The sequence below is a fragment of the Arthrobacter phoenicis genome (assembly GCF_047238215.1).
In the GTDB taxonomy this organism is placed as follows: Bacteria; Actinomycetota; Actinomycetes; order Actinomycetales; family Micrococcaceae; genus Arthrobacter.
Genome location: NZ_JBDFMK010000001.1, coordinates 3680466 through 3699550 on the forward strand (window position 1 = coordinate 3680466; position 19085 = coordinate 3699550).

The window sequence follows — 19085 nt, forward strand, 5'->3', positions numbered from 1 at the left end:
TTCTACTGAGCGGTACGCCCCACCCCCGCATCGGGGCAAGCCGCACCCCCGCAGCTGGGGTTTGCGCTACTCGACGGTTTTGCTCTGGTTGTAGGTGGTGGCGCGTTCCTGGCCGCTCAGCTCGGCGATGGCGTCCATGATCTTGTCCGTGACCTGGCGCCGGGCGGGGAGCGAGTGGTCCGGGCCGGTCTTCTCGAAGTAGAGCGGCTCCCCCACCTTCATGGTGAAGTGCTGCGGGCGGACCTTGTTGCTGTCCGCCGGCTGCAGGTTCTCGGTGCCGATCAGGCCCACCGGGATGACCGGGGCTCCAGTGGTCAGGGCGAGCCAGCCGACGCCGGTGCGGCCGCGGTAGAGGATGCCGTCGCGCGAGCGGGTGCCCTCGGGGTAGATGCCGATGCCCGTGCCGGCCTCGAGGATGTCCAGCAGCGTTTTCAGTGCCTGCACGCTGGCGGCCTGCTCACCGCGCTCCACCGGGATGGAACCGACGGCCTCGAAGAAGCCCTTCATCAGGCGGCCCTTGACGCCGCTGGTGGTGAAGTATTCGGCCTTGGCGAAGAACGCCACCGGCCGCGGCATGAGGGCCTGGACGATGACGCTGTCCAGGAAGGAGAGATGGTTCGGCGCCACGATGAACGGCCCCGTGGTGGGGACGTTCTCGAGTCCGATGACCGTGGGGCGGCAGGTCGAGCTGACCAGCCCCCGCGTGGTCCAGCGGATCGCGTCAAACATTGCCATCGGTGTGCACCTCGTTCAGGGCCTGCAGGGCACCGGTCCGGACGGCGTCCAGCCGGGTAATCGTGTCGGTTAGGTCGGAGGTGCTGTGCACGACCGCCACCGCGCCCGCCCCGGCGAGTTCGCCGTCGAGCGCAAAACCCCACCCTACCCCGATGCACTCCAGACCGTTGGCAGCCGCTCCGGCGACGTCCTGGGCCCGGTCCCCCACCATGACGGCGTGCCCGGTGCCGAGGTCGGCGAGGGCGGCGCCGACGATCCCGGCCTTCCCGGCCGGCCCATGCGCGGCGGCGGACTCGTCCGCGGCGGAGCCCCTAATGGTGTGGAACAGATCGGTCAGGCCGTGGTGGTCCAGGACAATCCGGGCCAGGTGCTCGGGTTTCTGGGTGGCGACGGCTGCGGACCGGCCGTCGGCGGCGAAGGTCTCCAGCAGTTCGCGGATCCCGTCGTAGACCCGGCTGCGGGCGATGCCCTCGGCGAGGTAGTGCGCCCGGTAGAGCCGGATGACGTCGTCGAGACGCTCGGCGGGGACGCCGGCGATCTCCAGCAGGGAGTGGCTGAGCTTGGGCCCTACCATCGCGTCCAGGTCGGCGGGCGCCGGAACGGGCATTCCGAGTTGCCGCAGCGCGGCGGCGATGCCTCCGGTGATGCCGCCCGCCGGGTCCACCAGGGTGCCGTCCAGGTCGAAGATCACGGGCACGGGGGTAGGCATCACGGGCCTTAGTTTCTCACGAGGGCCCGGAAGGCCGAAATTCGTCCAAACGAACGGGAAACTGATCGCCGGTCGCCGCTGTGATCGCCCTGCGACGCGCACATGCCCTGTCGCGCCCGGTATTCCGGGTGCGACAGGGCATGTGCGTAGCGCCAGCCGCCAGGGCCCGCCGCTGCTAGCCGAGGATTTCGGCGAGGAACGCCGCGGTGTGGCTGTCCTTGGACTTGGCGACCTGTTCCGGGGTGCCGGAGGCGACGATCCGCCCGCCGCCGGAGCCGCCGTCGGGGCCCAGGTCCACGATCCAGTCCGCGCTCTTGATCACGTCGAGGTTGTGCTCGATGGTGATCACGGTGTTGCCCTTGTCCACGAGGCCCTGCAGCACCATGAGGAGCTTTCGGATGTCCTCGAAGTGCAGCCCGGTGGTCGGCTCGTCCAGTACGTAGACGCTGCGGCCGTTGGAGCGCTTCTGCAGTTCCGCGGCGAGCTTGACGCGCTGCGCCTCGCCACCGGAGAGGGTGGTGGCGGGCTGGCCCAGCCGCACGTACCCGAGGCCGACGTCGACCAGGGTGCGCAGGTGCCGGGCGATCGGCGAGAACGCGGCAAAGAACTCGGCGCCCTCCTCGATCGGCATGTTCAGCACGTCCGCGATGGTCTTGCCCTTGTAATGGACCTCGAGCGTTTCCCGGTTGTAGCGGGCGCCGTGGCAGACCTCGCAGGGGACGTAGACGTCCGGCAGGAAGTTCATCTCGATCTTCAGGGTGCCGTCGCCGGAGCACGCCTCGCAGCGGCCGCCCTTGACGTTGAAGGAGAACCGGCCGGGCAGGTAGCCACGGACCTTGGCCTCCGTGGTCTCGGCGAAGAGCTTCCGGATGTGGTCGAAGACGCCGGTGTAGGTGGCCGGGTTGGACCGGGGCGTGCGGCCGATGGGGCTCTGGTCGACGTGGACCACCTTGTCCAGGTGCTCCAGGCCCTGGACGCTCTTGTGCCGGCCGGCCACCTGCTTGGCGCCGTTGAGCTTGGTGGCGAGGACCTTGTAGAGGATCTCGTTGACCAGCGTGGACTTGCCGGAGCCGCTCACGCCGGTTACGGCGGTGAAGAGCCCCAGCGGGAAGGACGCGTCCACGTTGAGGAGGTTGTTTTCCTTGGCCCCGACGACCTTTAGCTCGCGCTTCTTGTCGTACTTGCGGCGCTTCTTCGGCACCGCGATGGACTTCCGGCCGGAGAGGTAGTCGCCGGTGAGGGACTCGGTGTTCTTCAGCAGGTCCTGGTAGGAGCCGGAGTGGACCACCTTGCCGCCGTGCTCGCCGGCGCCCGGTCCGATGTCCACCACCCAGTCGGCCTCGTGGATGGTGTCCTCGTCGTGTTCGACCACGATCAGGGTGTTGCCGAGGTCCCGGAGCCGTGTGAGGGTTTCGATGAGGCGGCGGTTGTCTCGCTGGTGCAGGCCGATCGAGGGCTCGTCGAGGACGTAGAGCACGCCCACCAGGCCGGAGCCGATCTGGGTGGCCAGCCGGATGCGCTGGGCCTCGCCGCCGGACAGGGTGCCGGAGGAGCGTTCCAGGTTCAGGTATTCGAGGCCGACGTCGAGCAGGAAGGTCAGGCGGGCCTGGATCTCCTTGAGCACCTGGTTGGCGATCTGGGCCTCGCGGCCGGTGAGCACCAGGGTGTCCAGGAAGTGGGCGCACTCGCGCATCGGCAGGGCGGCGACCTCGGCGATGGACTTGCCGTTGATCAGCACGGACAGCGACGCCGGGTTCAGGCGCGCGCCGTTGCAGGCCGGGCACGGGACCTGCCGCATGTATTCTTCGTAGCGGTCGCGGGCCGAGTCGGAATCCGTCTCGGTGTGCTTGCGGTGCACGTACTGCACGACGCCCTCGAAGCCGGTGCTGTACTTGCGTTCCCGGCCGAAGCGGTTGCGGTACTGCACGACCACCTTGTGGTCCTTGCCGTGCAGCACGGTCTGGCGGGCGTCCCTGGAGAGCTTCTCCCACGGGGTGGTCATCGAGAAGCCGACGTCCTTGGCGAGGCCGCTGAGGAGCCGGACCCAGTACTTGGTGGTGGCGGCGCCCAGAGACCAGGGAGCGATCGCGCCCTCGGCGAGGGACAGCTCCGGGTTGGGAACCAGGAGTTCCTCGTCCACCTCGAGCCGGGTGCCGATGCCGCTGCAGACGGAGCAGGCGCCGAACGGGTTGTTGAAGGAGAAGGAACGGGGCTCGATCTCGTCCAGGGCGAGGGGGTGCTCATTGGGGCAGGCGAGGTGCTCGGAGAACGCGCGGATCCGCTCGGGATCGTCGGCGTCAAGGTCCACGAACTCGGCCAGGACTCGGCCCTCGGCGAGCCCCAGGGCGGTCTCCACCGAGTCGGTCAGGCGCTGGCGGATGCCTTCCTTGACCACCAGGCGGTCCACCACCACCTCGATGGTGTGCTTGAACTGCTTGCCCAGCTTGGGCGGGTCGCTGAGCTGCACCAGCTTGTCATCCACCCGGGCACGGGAGTAGCCCTTGGCGCTGAGCTCCTTGAAGAGCTCGACGAATTCGCCCTTGCGGCCGCGGACCACTGGCGCGAGGACCTGGAACCGGGTTCCTTCGGGCAGTTCCTGCAGCTGGTCGACGATCTGCTGCGGGGTCTGCTTGGTGACGGGCTCGCCGCAAACGGGGCAGTGCGGGCGCCCCACACGGGCCCAGAGCAGGCGCATGTAGTCGTAGATCTCGGTGATGGTGCCCACGGTGGAGCGGGGGTTCTTGCTGGTGGACTTCTGGTCGATCGAGACCGCGGGCGAGAGGCCCTCGATGAAGTCGACGTCGGGCTTGTCCACCTGGCCGAGGAACTGCCGGGCATAGGCGGAGAGCGACTCGACGTAGCGGCGCTGGCCCTCGGCGAAGATGGTGTCGAACGCCAGGGAGGACTTGCCGGATCCGGAGAGGCCGGTAAAGACGATCATCGCGTCGCGCGGCAGGTCCAGGTCCACATTGCGCAGGTTGTGCTCGCGGGCGCCCTTGACCACCAGGCGGGACAGGTCGGGCCGTTCCGGCACCGCGGTGGCCGTCCGGGCCGTCTTTCCTTCGGTCCGGGACACGGTTTTTCCGGGCTCCGGCGCGGTGGCGTCAGGCTGGATAACGACGGCGGGTTCTTCAGCTACGGCTTTAGGCACGCTTACCATGCTAATCGAAAACTTCTTCGAATCGCTATTCGGGCGGGGCGTGTGCTAGGGCACGCCGATCAGGGGCCGCTCGGCGCCGGTCAGTGGCGGTCGTAGGCGGCGGCGAGCAGCTGGACGGCCTCGGCGAAGCTGGCGCCCTTGGCCCGGGCGGCGGCGGCGTAGTCGGCGGCGGACTCGGCGAGGGACCCCCAGGCCTCGTCCCGCGCGCAGACCACCGTGCCGTTGCGGCCCTGGGTACTGACGATGCCGGCGGCCTCAAGTTCCTTGTAGGCGCGGGCCACGGTGTGCGGCGCGACGCCCAGCTCGGCGGCCAGGCTGCGGACGGCGGGGAGCCGGGTTCCGGGGGCAAGCGTGCCGTCGTCGGCCCGTTCGATGATGTTCAGCCGCAGCTGCTCGAACAGGGGGACGGAACTGGCGGTGCTGGGCTTCCAGGTGCCCGGGAAGGAGGCCGTGCCGGCGGACGGAGGGGTCACCGGCCGGACTCCAGGGCGTCCTCGGCGGCCTGCAGCCCGGCGAACTGGGCACGGCACAGCGCGGCGTAGTGGCCTCCCCGCTCGGTCAGTTCCTGGTGGGTGCCCTGCTCAACGATGCGTCCTTGGTCCATGACGAGAATTAGATCAGCGTCCCGGACGGTGGACAAGCGGTGGGCAATCACGAAGCTTGTCCGGTCCTCCCGGAGCCGTGCCATCGCCTCCCGGATCTGCAGTTCGGTCCGGCTGTCTACGGAGCTGGTGGCCTCGTCCAGGACGAGGATGCTGCCGCCGGCCAGGTGGGTGCGGGCGATCGAAATCAACTGGCGCTGGCCGCGGCTGAGCGAGCCGCCGTCGTTGCCGAGCACGGTGGCGTACCCGTCCGGGAGGGCGCGGACGAACTGGTCGACGTGGCTGGCTTGCGCGGCGGCGATGACGTCCGCGTCGGAGGCGCCTGGCCGGCCGTACTCGATGTTGTCCCGGATGGTGCCGGTGAAGAGCCAAGCGTCCTGCAGGACGGTGCCGATGCCCGCACGGAGGACGTCCCGGGGCAGTTCCGCGATGTCTACGCCGTCGATGGTGATACGGCCGGCGTCGGGCTCGTAGAAGCGCATCAGGAGGTTGACCACTGTGGTCTTCCCGGCCCCGGTGTGGCCGACGATCGCCACCGTCTGGCCGGGTTCGGCCATGAAGCTGAGGTCGCGGACCACCGGTGCGTCGGGGCGGTAGCCGAAGCTGACCCCCTCGAAGCGGATCCGTCCCGCGGGAAGGGCGGTGTTGGCGCCGTCGGCGGTATCGACGGGGATTTCGTCCGCGTCGAGCAGGGCGAAGACGCGCCCGGCGGACGCCAGGCAGGACTGGATCAGGGTGAGCATGCCGCCGATCTGCCCCATCGGCTGGCTGAAGAGCCGGCTGAACTGGATGAAGGCCTGGACTCCGCCGATGCTCATGGTCCCCGCGGCCACCTGCAGGGCCCCGATGACGGCGACGGCGATGTAGTTGAGGTTCGCCACGAACAGCATGAGCGGCTGCACCATGCCGGAGAGGTACTGGGCGCTGGAGGCGGCCCGGTAGAGCCGCTCGTTCCCCGCGCGGAAGACGGTTGCGGCGGCCTCTTGGCGGCCGAAGGCCTTGACCACCTCGTGCCCGGAGAAGAATTCCTCGAGGTGGGCCTGGACGGCGCCGGTGCTGCTCCACTGTTCGCCGAAGTGCGCCTGCGACCGGCGTGCCACCAGGACGGTAACCAGGGTGGACACCGGCACGGAGACGAGGGCAATGAGCGCCAGCAGCGGCGAGAGCCAGATCATCATGGTCAGCGCGCCGATGAGCATCAGGACGGACATGATCAGCTGGTTGAGCAGCTGGTTCAGGGACTGGGAGACGTTGTCGACGTCGTTGGTGGCCCGGCTCAGCACGTCGCCGCGGTGCTGGCCCTCGAAGTGGGCGGAGGGCAGGACGTGGATCTTGCGTTCGACGGCGGCCCGGAGGCCGTAGCTGAGCCGCTGCACGGCGGTGGCGGTGAGGGCGCCCTGAATCCAGCTGAAGAGGGAGGCGCCGAGGTACATCAGCGCCACCGCCAGCAGCAGCCGGCCCAGGTGCGCCTCGTCGAAGCCCCGGCCCATGACGCCGCGGACCACGATGTCGGTGGCGTCGCCCAGGTACTTCGGTGCGGCGACGTTCAGGGCGGCGAAGCCGCAGGTCGCCGCGACGACACCGGCCATCCTGAGCCGCATGGGCCGGAGCAGTCCGAGCAGCCGGGCGGCGGTCCGCCGCCGCGGCGGGGGTGGCGGCGTGACGGCCGTGTCGGTTTCGGACGTGTCGGCGCCGGCGGCGGTCACAGGCTGTCCGCCAGGATCAGCTGGGAGGCGGCGATGTCCCGGTACGCCGCGGAGCCGGCCAGCAGCGCGTCGTGGCTGCCCTGCGCGGTGACCCGCCCCTCCTCCAGCACCAGGATGGTGTCCGCGTCCACGATGCTGGCCACCCGTTCGGCCACCACCAGCACGGTGGCGTCCGCCAGCAGGGGTTGCAGGGCGCGGCGCAGCCGTTGGTCGGTGCCGTAGTCCAGGGCCGAGAAGCTGTCGTCGAAGAGGTAGACGTCGGCGTGGCGAAGCAGGGCCCGGGCGATGCAGAGCCGCTGCCGCTGGCCGCCGGAGAGGTTGGCTCCGCCCTGGCTCAGCTGGGCGTCGAGGCCGCCGTCGACTTCGCGGACGAAGACGTCGGCCTGCGCGGACTCCAGCGCCTCCCAGAGTTCGGCGTCGGTGGCGTCGGGGCCGCCCACCCGGAGGTTCCGCGCCACGCTTCCGCCGAAGAGGTGGGAGTGCTGGGGCACCAGCGAAATCCTGCCTCGCAGCTGGTCCAGCGGCAACGTGGCAATGTCCACCCCGCCCAGGGAGATGGTGCCGTGCGTCGGGTCCAGGAATCGTGGCAGCAGGTTCACCAGCGTGGTCTTTCCGCTGCCGGTGGCGCCGATGACCGCGGTGGTGGTGCCGGGGCGGGCCGTGAAGCTGATCCCGGAGAGCACGGGCTTCTCGGCCCCGGGATAGGCGAAGGCGACGTCGCGGAACTCGACCGTCCCGGCGGCGGCACGGGGTTCGGCCGTCCGGACTGCTGCGGTGACGGCGGCGGTGCCGGGGTCGGCGATGGACGGTTCGGTGTCCAGCACCGCCTGGATCCGTTCGGCGCAGACGGCAGCCCGGGGCGCCGTCGTGAACACGTACATAGCCATAACAATCGCGATCATGATCTGCAGGATGTAGGCGATGAACGCGGCCAGTGCGCCCACCTTCATCTGCCCGGCGGCGATCCGATGCCCGCCGAACCAGACGACCGCCACCGAGGACAGATTCACCACGATCATGATCAGCGGATTCATTCCGGCCACCAACAGCGCCGAATCCAGGTTGTTGCGGGTGAGGTCCCGGTTGACCGCGGCGAAGCGCCGCATCTCGTACTCCTGCCGCACGAAGCTGCGGATCACGTTGGCGCCGATGATCTGCTCCCGCAGCGTCCGGCCGGCCCGGTCGATGAGCTGCTGGCCGGCCCGGTACAGCGGGATCAGCCGGCGGACGATCAGGAACATAATCGCGGCCAGGAGCGGGATGACGGCAACCACGATGCCGGAGAGCGCCACGTCCTGGTGGACGGCCAGCACGATGCCGCCGACGAAGCTGGCGGGCGCCGCCACCAGCATGGTCAGGACCAGCAGGGTCAGGTTCTGGATCTGGACGACGTCGTTGGTGGCCCGGGTGACTAGGCTGGACGCGCCGAAGCCGGCGATGTCCTGCGAGGAGAGGGTCTGCACGGTGGCGAAGAGGTCGCTGCGCAGGTCCCGGGCGACCCGCATGGCGACGACGGCGCCGAGGTAGCCGGCGGCGAGGGCCGTGACCACCTGCACCGCGGCGACGGCGGCCATGATGGCTCCCAGGCGCGGGATGGCCGGGGTATCGCCGGCGACGATGCCCTGGTCGATGATCGCCGCATTCAGGGTGGGAAGGAGCAGGTTGGCGGTGGTCTGGAGCAACTGGAGCCCGATGATGGCCGCGACCGCGCCCCGATGCGCAGCCAGCGCCCGTCTGATCAGGGCAAACAGCATAGAACCTCCAACGTCGGGTCACGCAGCGTGATGGCGGACGTCGTAGCCGTCGCCCGCCGGGCCGGTACCGTCCCCGGCCTGGCGGCGGAACGGTACCCGGAAGCGGAGAGTCAAGCGGCCGCCCCCAGACCGCTTTGTCATTGTATGCCTACGACTCACCGGAAGTTGTCACGCGGCGTGTCACATCCGTCAATCGACGAGGGAGCCGCCGCGCTTGCGGGCGACGGCGAAGACCCTGCGGAACTCGAAGACCGTCCCGTGCGGCCCCCGCGGGTAGGCCTCACGGAGCATCGCGCCGTACTGCGCCCCAAAGCGTTTGGCGTCCGGGCCGTCGAGTGCGTCGAGGACCGGCCGCAGTCCGGTGCCGCGGACCCATTCCAGGACGGCGTCCGGACCCTGGAGCACCTGGAGGTAGGTGGTTTCCCAGACGTCCGCGTCGCAACCGGCATCGAGCATCAGCTTCAGGTAATCGGCGGGCTGGCCGACGACGTCGTCGTGCCGGAGGACACCGGCGAGCGGCTCGGCCCACTCCCCCGTCCCGGCCAGGGAACGCATCAGCGCATGCGAGGGCGCGTCGAAGTTGCCCGGGACCTGGAGGGCGAACCACGCCCCGGGCCGGAGTGCGGCCAGCCACTCCTTCAGCAGCCCGCGGTGGCCCGGGACCCATTGCAGGGCCGCGTTGGTGACCACGACGTCGGTTTCGGGGCCGGGCTGCCAACCGGCGATGTCGGCCTGCTCGAAGCGGAGGCCGCCGCCGGCCAGCGCCGTGGCACCTTCCAGCATCTCCGGTGAGGAGTCGATCCCCACCACATCGGCTCCGGGCCAGCGGGCGGCAAGAGCGGCCGTCAGATTGCCCGGTCCGCAGCCGAGGTCCACCACCTGCCGCGGCTCCTCGGCCCGGATCCGCCCGGTCAGGTCGAAGAAGGGCCGATCCCGGTGGTCGCCGAACTGTTCATATTTGGCCGCATCCCACTTCATGAGTTCCCCGCCTCGCAATTCTTTCACCGCGGTGTTCTCTCACCGCAGTGTTCTTTCACCGCCGTGCTCTATTACCCGCGGTGCTCTTTCAGGGGAAGCCTAAGCCCGGGCGGGGGCCTCCGGGGCATCACGGTCCGCTGTCCGCGCGGCGCCCGCCACGAGTTCCTCGATCCAGGAGCCCAGCTCCGTCAGGGTCCGGGCCGAGAGGCCGTGGCCGCCCGGGTCCCGCCGGGAGCGGGTGGCCGCGGATGATTCGCCCAGCAGGTACCGCCGGGTGCGGTCGAGCAGTTCGGCGGGGATCACCCGGTCCTGTTCGCCCTGGGCGACGAAGACGGGCGTCCCGGCGAGCAGGCCCGGGGTCACGGGGACTCCGGCGTCGAAGGGCAGCGTGCCGTAGAGGATGGCCGCGCCGGCATAGCGGCCCGGGTCGGAGAGCAGCAGCCCGCCGGCGAAGGCGGCGCCGCCGCTGAAGCCCACCAGCACCACGGGGCGGCCGGCCGGGGCGGCCCCGTCCAGCCACGTCCGGAACCAGGCCATGGTCCCGGCCAGGGATTCGGCCACCGGACGTCCGATGCTGCGGTTGGCGAACCAGGCATACCCGCCGCCCTCGGCGATGGGGGCCCGCACGGCGGCATAGGCGGCGCCCTCGGGCAGCGCTCCGGCCAGGCCCAGGATGTCGCGTTCGTTCGATCCCCGGCCGTGCAGCAGGACCACCAGGGGAGCCTCCGGGTCGGCTGACCCGGCGGTTGCCACCGCCGGCGCCGGATAGGTGTCCGTCATTTACTTCGTCACCTTCAGGCCGGTGTCCCAGGTGAAGTCGGGGAATGCGGGGCTGGCCTGCATGGTCATGAGGACGAACTGGAAGCCCTCGAGTTCGCGGGCGCGCTTGAGCGGGCCGACGGCGAGGGGCCGCATGCCCGCATCGCTCACGAAGCCGGCGACGGCGGCGGTGGCCGCCCCATCGTCGCCGGCGATGAAGACGTCCAGCGGCTGCCCGGCGGACTGGCCGGTCATGAGGGTTCCGGCGAAGGTGGTGTTGAAGGCCTTGACGACGGACGCTCCGGCGGGGGCCAGTGCGGCAATTTCCTCGGCCGCGGAGCTGCCCGGGGCGACCACGAGGGAGTCGAAGGTCTCGAAGTTGACGGGGTTCGTGATGTCCACGATGACCTTGCCGGCCAGGGCGGCGCCATAGGTCTCCACGACGGCCTTGGCGGCGTCGAACGGAACCGCGAGGATGACAAGGCCGCCGGCCGGGGTGCTGCCGATGCTGCCGTGGCCGACGCCGGCGCCGAGTTCACCGGCCAGCGTCCGGGCCTTGTCCGCGTCCTGGCCAAGGATTTCGACGGTGCGGCCGGCGGCGAGGGCGCGGGTGGCAATGCCACGGGCCATGGAGCCGTTGCCGATGATGGTGATGTCAGTCATGGGGTTCTTCTTTCCAAAGAGGCGTGCCAGGAGGTTTTTCATGGGGTTCTGTTCTGCCGGGATCTAATCTATAAGTTGAAGCTACAACTAAACGTACTCCGCTTCAGTTGAATGTTCAAGTGTTTGCGGCGGACCGCGCGGAATCCTGCCTGACGGCCGCGGCACTAAGCTGGAAGGCAATGAAACTCGTAGATCAACTCCCCGCCCCGGCCGCCCGCGTTTCAGGCGGCGCGGGTGTGGACCCGGACGAGCTGTACACCCGCTTCGTCGAGTGGACGGAGAGCCGCGGTATCGCCCTCTACCCGGCCCAGGACGAGGCCGTCATGGAGCTGGCGTCCGGCGCCAACGTCATCCTCGCCACCCCGACCGGTTCGGGTAAATCGCTGGTTGCGATTGCCGCCCACTACCAGGCGATGGCCCGCGGACAGCGCAGCTACTACACCGCCCCGATCAAGGCCCTGGTATCCGAGAAGTTCTTCGCGCTCTGCGACATCTTCGGCGCCGAGAACGTCGGCATGATCACCGGCGACTCCGGCGTCAACCAGGACGCCCCGATCATCTGCTGCACGGCCGAAATCCTGGCCAACATCGCCCTCCGGGAGGGTTCCACCGCCGACCTCGGCTCCGTGATCATGGACGAGTTCCACTTCTATTCGGACCCCCAGCGCGGCTGGGCCTGGCAGGTGCCGCTGCTGGAACTGCCGCAGGCCCAGTTCCTGCTGATGTCCGCGACCCTCGGCGACGTCAGCCGCTTCGAAACCGGCATCACCGACCTGACCGGCCGCCCCACCACCACGGTCAGCTCCGCGGAGCGGCCCATCCCCCTGCACTTCTATTACCAGCAGAGCCCGGTGCACGAGACCCTGGAGGAGTTGCTCTCCACGAAGCAGGTTCCGGTGTACGTGGTGCACTTCAGCCAGCTGGAGGCGATCGACCGGGCCCAGACGCTGATGAGCATCAACGTCTGCACCCGGGAGGAAAAGGACCGGATCGCCGAACTCATCGCCGGCTTCCGGTTCGCGCCCGGGTTCGGCAAGACCCTGAACCGGCTGGTCCGGCACGGCATCGGCGTCCACCACGCGGGCATGCTGCCCAAGTACCGCCGCCTCGTCGAGCAGCTGGCGCAGGCCGGGCTGCTGAAGGTCATCTGCGGTACGGACACCCTCGGCGTGGGCATCAACGTGCCCATCCGCACCGTGCTGCTCACCGCCCTGAGCAAGTACGACGGCGTCCGCACCCGCCTGCTGAACTCCCGCGAATTCCATCAGATCGCCGGACGCGCGGGCCGCGCAGGCTACGACACCGCCGGCACCGTGGTGGTCCAGGCGCCCGAGCACGTCATCGAGAACGTCAAGGCAATGGCCAAGGCCACGGCCAAGTTCGGCGACGACCAGAAGAAGCTCCGCCAGGTGGTCAAGAAGAAACCGCCCGAGGGCTTCGTGTCCTGGGGTGAGCCGACCTTCCAGCGGCTGGTCGAGTCCGTGCCGGATCCCCTGGTCTCCAGCTTCACTGTCACGCACGCGATGCTGATGAACCTGATGGAACGCCCCGGCGATCCCTTCCAGGCCGCCCGCCGGCTGCTGACCGAGAACCACGAAACGAGGCCGGCCCAGCTGAAGCTGATGAAGCGCGCCCTCGGCATCTACCGCGAACTCCTGGCGGCGGGCGTCGTCGAGCGGATCCCGGCCGCCGAGCAGGGCCCGGACGGCCGGTCGGTCCGGCTGACCGTGCATCTGCAGGCCAACTTCGCCCTCAACCAGCCGCTCTCCCCCTTCGCCCTGGCGGCGCTGGACCTGCTGGACCCGGAGTCGGCGTCGTACGCCCTGGACGTCGTCTCGGTGATCGAGTCGACGCTGGAGAAGCCGCGGCAGATCCTCTCCGCCCAGCAGAAGAAGGCCCGCGGCGAGGCGGTCGCCGCGATGAAGGCGGACGGGATCGACTACGACCAGCGGATGGCCATGCTGGAGGAGGTCACCTACCCGCAGCCCCTGGCGGAGATCCTCGGCGAGGCGTTCGACGTCTACCGCAAGGCCGCGCCCTGGATCGGCGACTTCGAACTCGCGCCCAAGTCCGTCATCCGCGACATGTATGAACGGGCCATGAACTTCGGCGAATTCGTCCAGTTCTACGGCCTGGCCCGCTCCGAGGGGATCGTGCTCCGCTACCTGGCGGACGGCTTCAAGGCGCTCCGCCAGACCGTGCCGCAGGACGCCCTGCGCGAAGACCTCGAGGACCTGATCGCGTGGCTCGGCGAGCTGGTCCGGCAGGTCGACTCCAGCCTGCTGGACGAATGGGAGGAACTCACCTCCGGCGCCGCGCCCACCCCGCACGACGCTCCCCCACCCCCGCCGCCGTCGCTGACATCCAACGTCCGGGCCTTCCGGGTGATGGTGCGGAACGAGATGTTCCGCCGCGTCGAGCTGTTCGCGGACGAGGCCGCCACCGACCTCGGGGCGCTCGACGGCGCCGCCGGCTGGGACGCCGAGCGCTGGGAAGACGCCCTGGACGACTACTTCGACGAACACAATGACATCGGCACCGGGCCGGACGCACGCGGACCCGGGCTGCTGATCATCACCGAGGAGCCGGGCCGCTGGAAGGTCCGGCAGATCTTCGACGATCCGGAAGGCAACCACGACTGGGGCATCTCCGCCGAGGTGGACCTCGCCGCCTCCGACGAGGCCGGCAGCGCGGTGGTGCGGGTGACCGACGTTAACCGTCTGTAGCCGCTAGTAAACTGCAGTCCATGACTGTAATCCGGCCCGCGGCCGCCTCCGACGTCCCCGCCATCCTGCAGATGATCCACGACCTGGCCATCTACGAAAAGGAGCCGGACGCGGTCCGGAACACCCCGGACATGCTGGCCGGAGTGCTGTTCGGGGAGAACCCGCGGGTCTTCGCCACCATGGCCGAGAACGAGGCGGGCGAGGTCCAGGGATTCGCCTTGTGGTTCCTGAACTACTCCACCTGGGAGGGCGTCCACGGGATCTACCTCGAGGACCTGTACGTCAAGCCGGAAGCCCGCGGCGCCGGGCACGGCAAGGCCCTGCTGCAGCACCTGGCCGCTACCGCCGTCGAACGCGGCTACGCCCGGGTGGAGTGGAGTGTCCTGGACTGGAACGAGCCCTCCATCGCCTTCTACAAGAACCTCGGCGCGGCGCCGATGGACGAATGGTCCACCTTCCGGCTCACCGGCGACGCCCTGGCAGCGTTCGGTTCCCGCGCGGAGGCGGCCCGTGGCTGACACCGTGGCCCCGGCGCCCGCCGCTCACGCCCCGCTGCCCGTCCTCGAGTCCGGCTCCGTCCCGCACGTGGTCAAGGGCCGGCACAACTACCGGGGGATGCGCACCACCGAACACTACTTCGAGGTCCCCCTGGACCACGCGGATCCCGCGGGCGAGACCATCACGGTCTTCGCCCGGGAGTACGTCTCCGCCGACCACACCGAAGAGCAGGCGCAGGATCTTCCCTGGCTGCTCTTCCTGCAGGGCGGCCCCGGCGGCCGCGGCAACCGGTTCCCGTCCCTGGGCGGCTGGAGCAAGGCCGCGGCCAAGGACTTCCGGATCCTCATGCTGGACCAGCGCGGCACCGGCCTGTCCTCCCCCGCGGACCGGCACACCCTGCCGCTGCGGGGCAGCGAGCGGGACCAAGCCGAGTACCTCACCCACTTCCGCGCCGACTCGATCGTGGCCGACGCCGAGGCCATCCGCCGGACCCTGGGCGCGGCCCCGTGGACCATCTACGGGCAGAGCTACGGCGGCTTCTGCGCCCTGACCTACCTGTCCTTCGCCCCCGAGGGTCTCCGCGAGGTGCTGATCACCGGCGGCCTCGCTCCACTCACCGGTCCCGCGGACCGGGTCTACCAGGCCACGTTCCGCCGGGCCGCCGCCCGCAACACCGAATACTTCGGCTGGTACCCGGAGGACCGGGAGACCGTGAACCGGATCGCCCGGCACCTGCGGGAGACGCCGGAGGTGTTGCCGGACGGCAGCCCCTTGACGGTGGAGCGGTTCCAGATGGTGGGTTCCTTCCTGGGCGGCAACACCCGCGTGGACGGCCTCCACCACCTGCTGGAGGACGCCTTCACCGCCACTCCCGACGGCGACCGGCTCTCCGACACCTTCCTGGAGCAGGTCCGCGGCCTGGTCACCCGTGCCGCCAACCCGCTCTACGCGCTAATGCACGAATCCATCTACGGCCAGGGCGAGGCGACGGACTGGGCGGCGCTGCGGGTGCTGCAGGACCACCCGGAGTTCCGCCCGGACGTGCCGGCCCCGTTGCTCACCGGCGAGATGGTCTACCCCTGGTACTTCGAGCAGGACCCGGCGCTGGAGCCGCTGCGCGCCGTCGCCGCCCTGCTGGCGGAGAGGGACGACTGGGCGCCGCTCTACGACCTGGACCGCCTGGCCGCCACCACGGTGCCGGTCGCGGCCGCCGTCTACACCGACGACATCTATGTGGACCGGGACCTGTCGCTGGAAACCGCCCGCGCGGTGCGCGGGCTGCAGGTCTGGGAGACGGACGAGTTCCACCACGACGGCATAGCCGACGACGGCGAGGCGATCTTCGGCCGCCTGCTGGGGATGGCGCGGACCCGCACGGCCTGACACCGCCCCAGACCGCACAGCACAGCCAGCCTGTGACAACAATGCCCGGGGAAGCGTTCGCTTCCCCGGGCATTGTTGCCTGCGCGACCGGCGCTAGCCGGTACTAGCCGGCGCTATTCGGCGTCGGTGAGGCTCTTGCGGGAGTCTTCCTCGAGCCGGGCGTCCAGCTTGGCCGTGGTGGCCTTGGAGCTGTAGAGGCTGGCGACGACGGCAACGATGATCGTGCCGACGATGACGCCGAGGGAGACGAAGGTGGGGATTTCCGGGGCCCACTCAATGTGCCGGCCGCCGTTGATGAAGGGCAGCTCGTTGACGTGCATGGCGTGCAGGACCAGCTTGACGCCGATGAAGGCCAGGATCACCGAGAGCGCGTGCTTGAGGTAGACCAGCCGGGTCATCAGGCCGCCCAGCAGGAAGTACAGCTGGCGCAGGCCCATCAGGGCGAACAGGTTGGCGGTGAAGACGATGAACGCGCTCTGCGTCAGGCCGAAGATCGCAGGGATGGAGTCCACCGCGAACAGCAGGTCGGTCAGGCCGATGGTGACGAAGACGATCACCATGGGGGTGAAAACCTTCTTGCCGTCCACCACGGTGCGGATCTTGCCGCCGTCGAACTTCTCGGACATCGGCAGGACGCGGCGGATCCGCGCGATCAGCGGGTTCTCCCGGTCCTCTTCGTCCTCACCCTCGTCCTGTGCCTGCTTCCAGGCGGTCCAGAGCAGGAACGCGCCGAAGATGTAGAACACCCAGCTGAACTGCTCGATCACGATCGCACCGAGCATGATGAAGATGCCGCGCAGGATCAGGGCGATGATGATGCCCACCATCAGGACTTCCTGCTGGTATTTCCGGGGCACCGAGAAGCGCGCCATGATGATGATGAAGACGAACAGGTTGTCGATGCTCAGGCTGTACTCGGTGACCCAGCCGGCGATAAATTGGCCGCCGTACTCGGGGCCGGTGAAGAGGAACATGGCGCCGGCGAACAGTAGCGCCAGGCCAATGTAAAACGAGACCCAGAGGCCGGCTTCCTTCATTGACGGCTCGTGCGGTCGCTTGAGGACCAGCAGCAGGTCGATGGCAAGGATCAGGCCGAGAACGACGAAGGAGCCGATCTCAAACCAGAGGGGAAGTTCAGGCACGTAGAAACCTTTCGGAGGGCACGACTCAGCGGTGTAAGTCTCTCCGGCCCCACAGCGGCCAGGAACGGATTCCTGGATCTGGTGTGGTGCCCGCTACGTCCGGCATGGCGTCCGTGCCATGCGTGCTGACGATCGTAGCGCTTTGGGATACTCCCCTACGTGCCTCCCAGTTTACCTCAGGCGTGACCTGCCGACTGCATCTGCCGGAGCTCCTTCTTGAGGTCGCCGACCTCGTCGCGGAGCCGGGCGGCGAGCTCGAACTGCAGCTCGCCGGCGGCGGCGTGCATCTGCTCGGTGAGCTGTTCGATCAGGCCCACCAGGTCCTCCGCGGGCGCCGCGGCGAGACCGTCGGCGCGGACCTTCGCTCCGCCCTTGCCGCCGTTCTTGCCCTTGCCCTTGCCGGCGCTGGCGAGCAGTTCGCGGGTGTCCGCGTCCTCCTTGGCCAGCTGGTCCGTGATGTCGGCGATCTTTTTCCGCAGCGGCTGCGGGTCGATGCCGTGGTCCTTGTTGTAGGCGACCTGGATGGCGCGGCGGCGGTTCGTCTCGTCGATGGCCTGCGCCATCGAGTCGGTGATCTTGTCCGCGTACATGTGCACCTCGCCGGAGACGTTACGCGCGGCGCGGCCGATAGTCTGGATCAGCGAGGTGGCTGAGCGGAGGAAGCCTTCCTTGTCCGCGTCCAGGATGCTGACCAGGGACACCTCGGGCAGGTCGAGGCCCTCACGGAGCAGGTTGATGCCGACGAGGACGTCGAACACGCCCATCCGCAGCTCGCGCAGCAGCTCCACGCGGCGCAGGGTGTCGACGTCGGAGTGCAGGTACTCCACCTTGACGCCGTGGCCCACGAGGTAGTCGGTGAGGTCCTCGGCCATGCGCTTGGTCAGCGTCGTGACGAGGACGCGTTCGTTCTTGGCGGTGCGGGTCTTGATCTCGCCGAGGAGGTCGTCGATCTGGCCCTTGGTGGGCTTCACGATCACCTCGGGGTCAATCAGGCCGGTGGGGCGGATGATCTGCTGGACGAAGCCGTCCGCTTTGCCGAGTTCGTACTTGCCCGGCGTGGCGGAGAGGTACACGGTCTGGCCGACGCGTTCGAGGAACTCGTCCCACTTCAGCGGCCGGTTGTCCATGGCGGAGGGCAGCCGGAAGCCGAAGTCCACCAGGTTCCGTTTGCGGGACATGTCTCCCTCGTACATGGCGCCGATCTGCGGCACCGTGACGTGGGATTCGTCGATGACCAGCAGGAAGTCGTCCGGGAAGTAGTCGAGGAGGCAGTGCGGGGCGGTGCCCGGTTCACGGCCGTCGATGTGGGCGGAGTAGTTCTCGATGCCGTTGCAGAATCCCATTTGCTGCATCATTTCGAGGTCGTAGGTGGTGCGCATCCGCAGCCGCTGTGCCTCGACGAGTTTGTTCTGGCTCTCCAGGACCTTGAGCCGGTCGGCGAGTTCGTCCTCGATCCGCTTGATGGCGCGGCCCATCCGCTCCGGCCCGGCGACGTAGTGCGAGGCGGGGAAGACGTACATCTCCTCCTCGTCGCGGAGCACCTCGCCGGTGAGCGGGTGCAGGGTCTGGATGTTCTCGATCTCGTCGCCGAAGAACTCGATCCGGATGGCCAGTTCCTCGTACATCGGGATGATCTCGACGGTATCGCCGCGGACCCGGAAGGTGCCGCGATGGAAGTCCATGTCGTTGCGGGCGTACTGCATGGAGACGAACTTCCGCAGCAGGTCGTCGCGGTTCATCTCGGCGCCCCGGCGGAGCGTGACCATCCCGGAGATGTACTCTTCCGGCGTGCCGAGGCCGTAGATGCAGGAGACGGTGGCGACCACGATGACGTCGCGACGGGTCAGCAGCGCGTTGGTGGCCGAGTGCCGGAGCCGTTCGACCTCCTCGTTGATGGAGGAGTCTTTTTCGATGAAGGTGTCCGTCTGGGCGACGTAGGCCTCGGGCTGGTAGTAGTCGTAGTACGAAACGAAGTACTCCACCGCGTTGTTGGGCAACAGTTCGCGGAACTCGTTGGCCAGCTGGGCGGCGAGGGTCTTGTTCTGGACCAGCACCAGGGTGGGCCGCTGGACCTGCTCGATCAGCCAGGCCGTCGTCGCGCTCTTACCGGTACCGGTGGCGCCCAGGAGCACCACGTCCTTCTCGCCGTTGTTGATCCGTTCGGTGAGTTCGGCGATCGCCGCGGGCTGGTCACCGGCGGGCTTGAACTCGCTGATGACTTCGAAGGGCGCCACGACACGGTTGATTTCCTGGGCAAGGCTCATGAATCT

14 protein-coding genes are annotated in these 19085 nt (G+C 68.8%); 3 read left to right on the forward strand and 11 right to left on the reverse strand.

The genetic code is table 11. The features are described from left to right. Positions 1-66 precede the first annotated feature (66 nt). From ABC337_RS17455 to ABC337_RS17495, 9 genes are all read right to left on the reverse strand, one after another. A complete protein-coding gene (locus ABC337_RS17455) occupies positions 67-735 on the reverse strand; it encodes a lysophospholipid acyltransferase family protein (RefSeq protein ID WP_412882897.1) in 669 nt (222 codons plus the stop codon). Then, on the reverse strand, positions 722-1444 hold the full coding sequence (locus tag ABC337_RS17460; RefSeq protein ID WP_412882896.1) for an HAD hydrolase-like protein: 723 nt from the start codon (positions 1442-1444) through the stop codon (positions 722-724). Before ABC337_RS17460 ends, ABC337_RS17455 begins: the two co-directional genes overlap by 14 nt. 175 nt (positions 1445-1619) lie before the next feature. Continuing rightward, positions 1620-4595 (reverse strand): excinuclease ABC subunit UvrA, encoded by a 2976-nt coding sequence (uvrA, locus tag ABC337_RS17465; RefSeq protein WP_412893298.1) that lies wholly within the window; start codon positions 4593-4595, stop codon positions 1620-1622. An 89-nt stretch (positions 4596-4684) separates the two neighbouring features. Continuing rightward, a complete protein-coding gene (locus ABC337_RS17470) occupies positions 4685-5077 on the reverse strand; it encodes a GntR family transcriptional regulator (protein WP_412882894.1) in 393 nt (130 codons plus the stop codon). Next, positions 5074-6795 (reverse strand): ABC transporter ATP-binding protein, encoded by a 1722-nt coding sequence (locus ABC337_RS17475; RefSeq protein ID WP_412883260.1) that lies wholly within the window; start codon positions 6793-6795, stop codon positions 5074-5076. The genes ABC337_RS17470 and ABC337_RS17475 overlap by 4 nt, the downstream gene beginning before the upstream one ends. 113 nt (positions 6796-6908) lie before the next feature. Then, positions 6909-8666, reverse strand: coding sequence for an ABC transporter ATP-binding protein (locus ABC337_RS17480; RefSeq protein ID WP_412882893.1), 1758 nt, complete (start codon positions 8664-8666; stop codon positions 6909-6911). A 189-nt stretch (positions 8667-8855) separates the two neighbouring features. Then, the gene (locus tag ABC337_RS17485) at positions 8856-9644 is read right to left on the reverse strand and encodes a trans-aconitate 2-methyltransferase (RefSeq protein ID WP_412882892.1); all 789 of its coding nucleotides are present in this window, start codon (positions 9642-9644) and stop codon (positions 8856-8858) included. A 99-nt stretch (positions 9645-9743) separates the two neighbouring features. Then, a complete protein-coding gene (locus tag ABC337_RS17490) occupies positions 9744-10424 on the reverse strand; it encodes an alpha/beta hydrolase (protein ID WP_412882891.1) in 681 nt (226 codons plus the stop codon). Then, positions 10425-11066: an NADPH-dependent F420 reductase gene (locus tag ABC337_RS17495; RefSeq protein ID WP_412882890.1), complete on the reverse strand. Its 642-nt coding sequence runs from the start codon at positions 11064-11066 to the stop codon at positions 10425-10427. It lies immediately after the preceding gene. A 179-nt stretch (positions 11067-11245) separates the two neighbouring features. On the opposite strand from ABC337_RS17495, the gene ABC337_RS17500 reads away from it, so the two are divergent. The 3 genes from ABC337_RS17500 to ABC337_RS17510 all read left to right on the forward strand — a co-directional run bounded on the left by ABC337_RS17500 (position 11246) and on the right by ABC337_RS17510 (position 15673). Beyond that, positions 11246-13792, forward strand: a complete 2547-nt coding sequence (locus ABC337_RS17500; RefSeq protein ID WP_412882889.1) for a DEAD/DEAH box helicase — start codon at positions 11246-11248, stop codon at positions 13790-13792. Positions 13793-13812: 20 nt separating this feature from the next. Continuing rightward, positions 13813-14310, forward strand: coding sequence for a GNAT family N-acetyltransferase (locus ABC337_RS17505; protein ID WP_412882888.1), 498 nt, complete (start codon positions 13813-13815; stop codon positions 14308-14310). Between the two features lie 97 nt (positions 14311-14407). Further along, positions 14408-15673 carry an alpha/beta fold hydrolase gene (locus ABC337_RS17510; RefSeq protein ID WP_412883259.1) on the forward strand — a complete coding sequence of 422 codons (1266 nt, stop codon included), beginning with the start codon at positions 14408-14410 and terminating at the stop codon, positions 15671-15673. Positions 15674-15786: 113 nt separating this feature from the next. Here ABC337_RS17510 and ABC337_RS17515 read toward each other — a convergent pair whose 3' ends face one another. Next, positions 15787-16815 (reverse strand): TerC family protein, encoded by a 1029-nt coding sequence (locus ABC337_RS17515; protein WP_412882887.1) that lies wholly within the window; start codon positions 16813-16815, stop codon positions 15787-15789. A 176-nt stretch (positions 16816-16991) separates the two neighbouring features. Next, positions 16992-19079, reverse strand: a complete 2088-nt coding sequence (uvrB, locus tag ABC337_RS17520) for an excinuclease ABC subunit UvrB (RefSeq protein ID WP_412882886.1) — start codon at positions 19077-19079, stop codon at positions 16992-16994. Positions 19080-19085 lie beyond the last annotated feature (6 nt).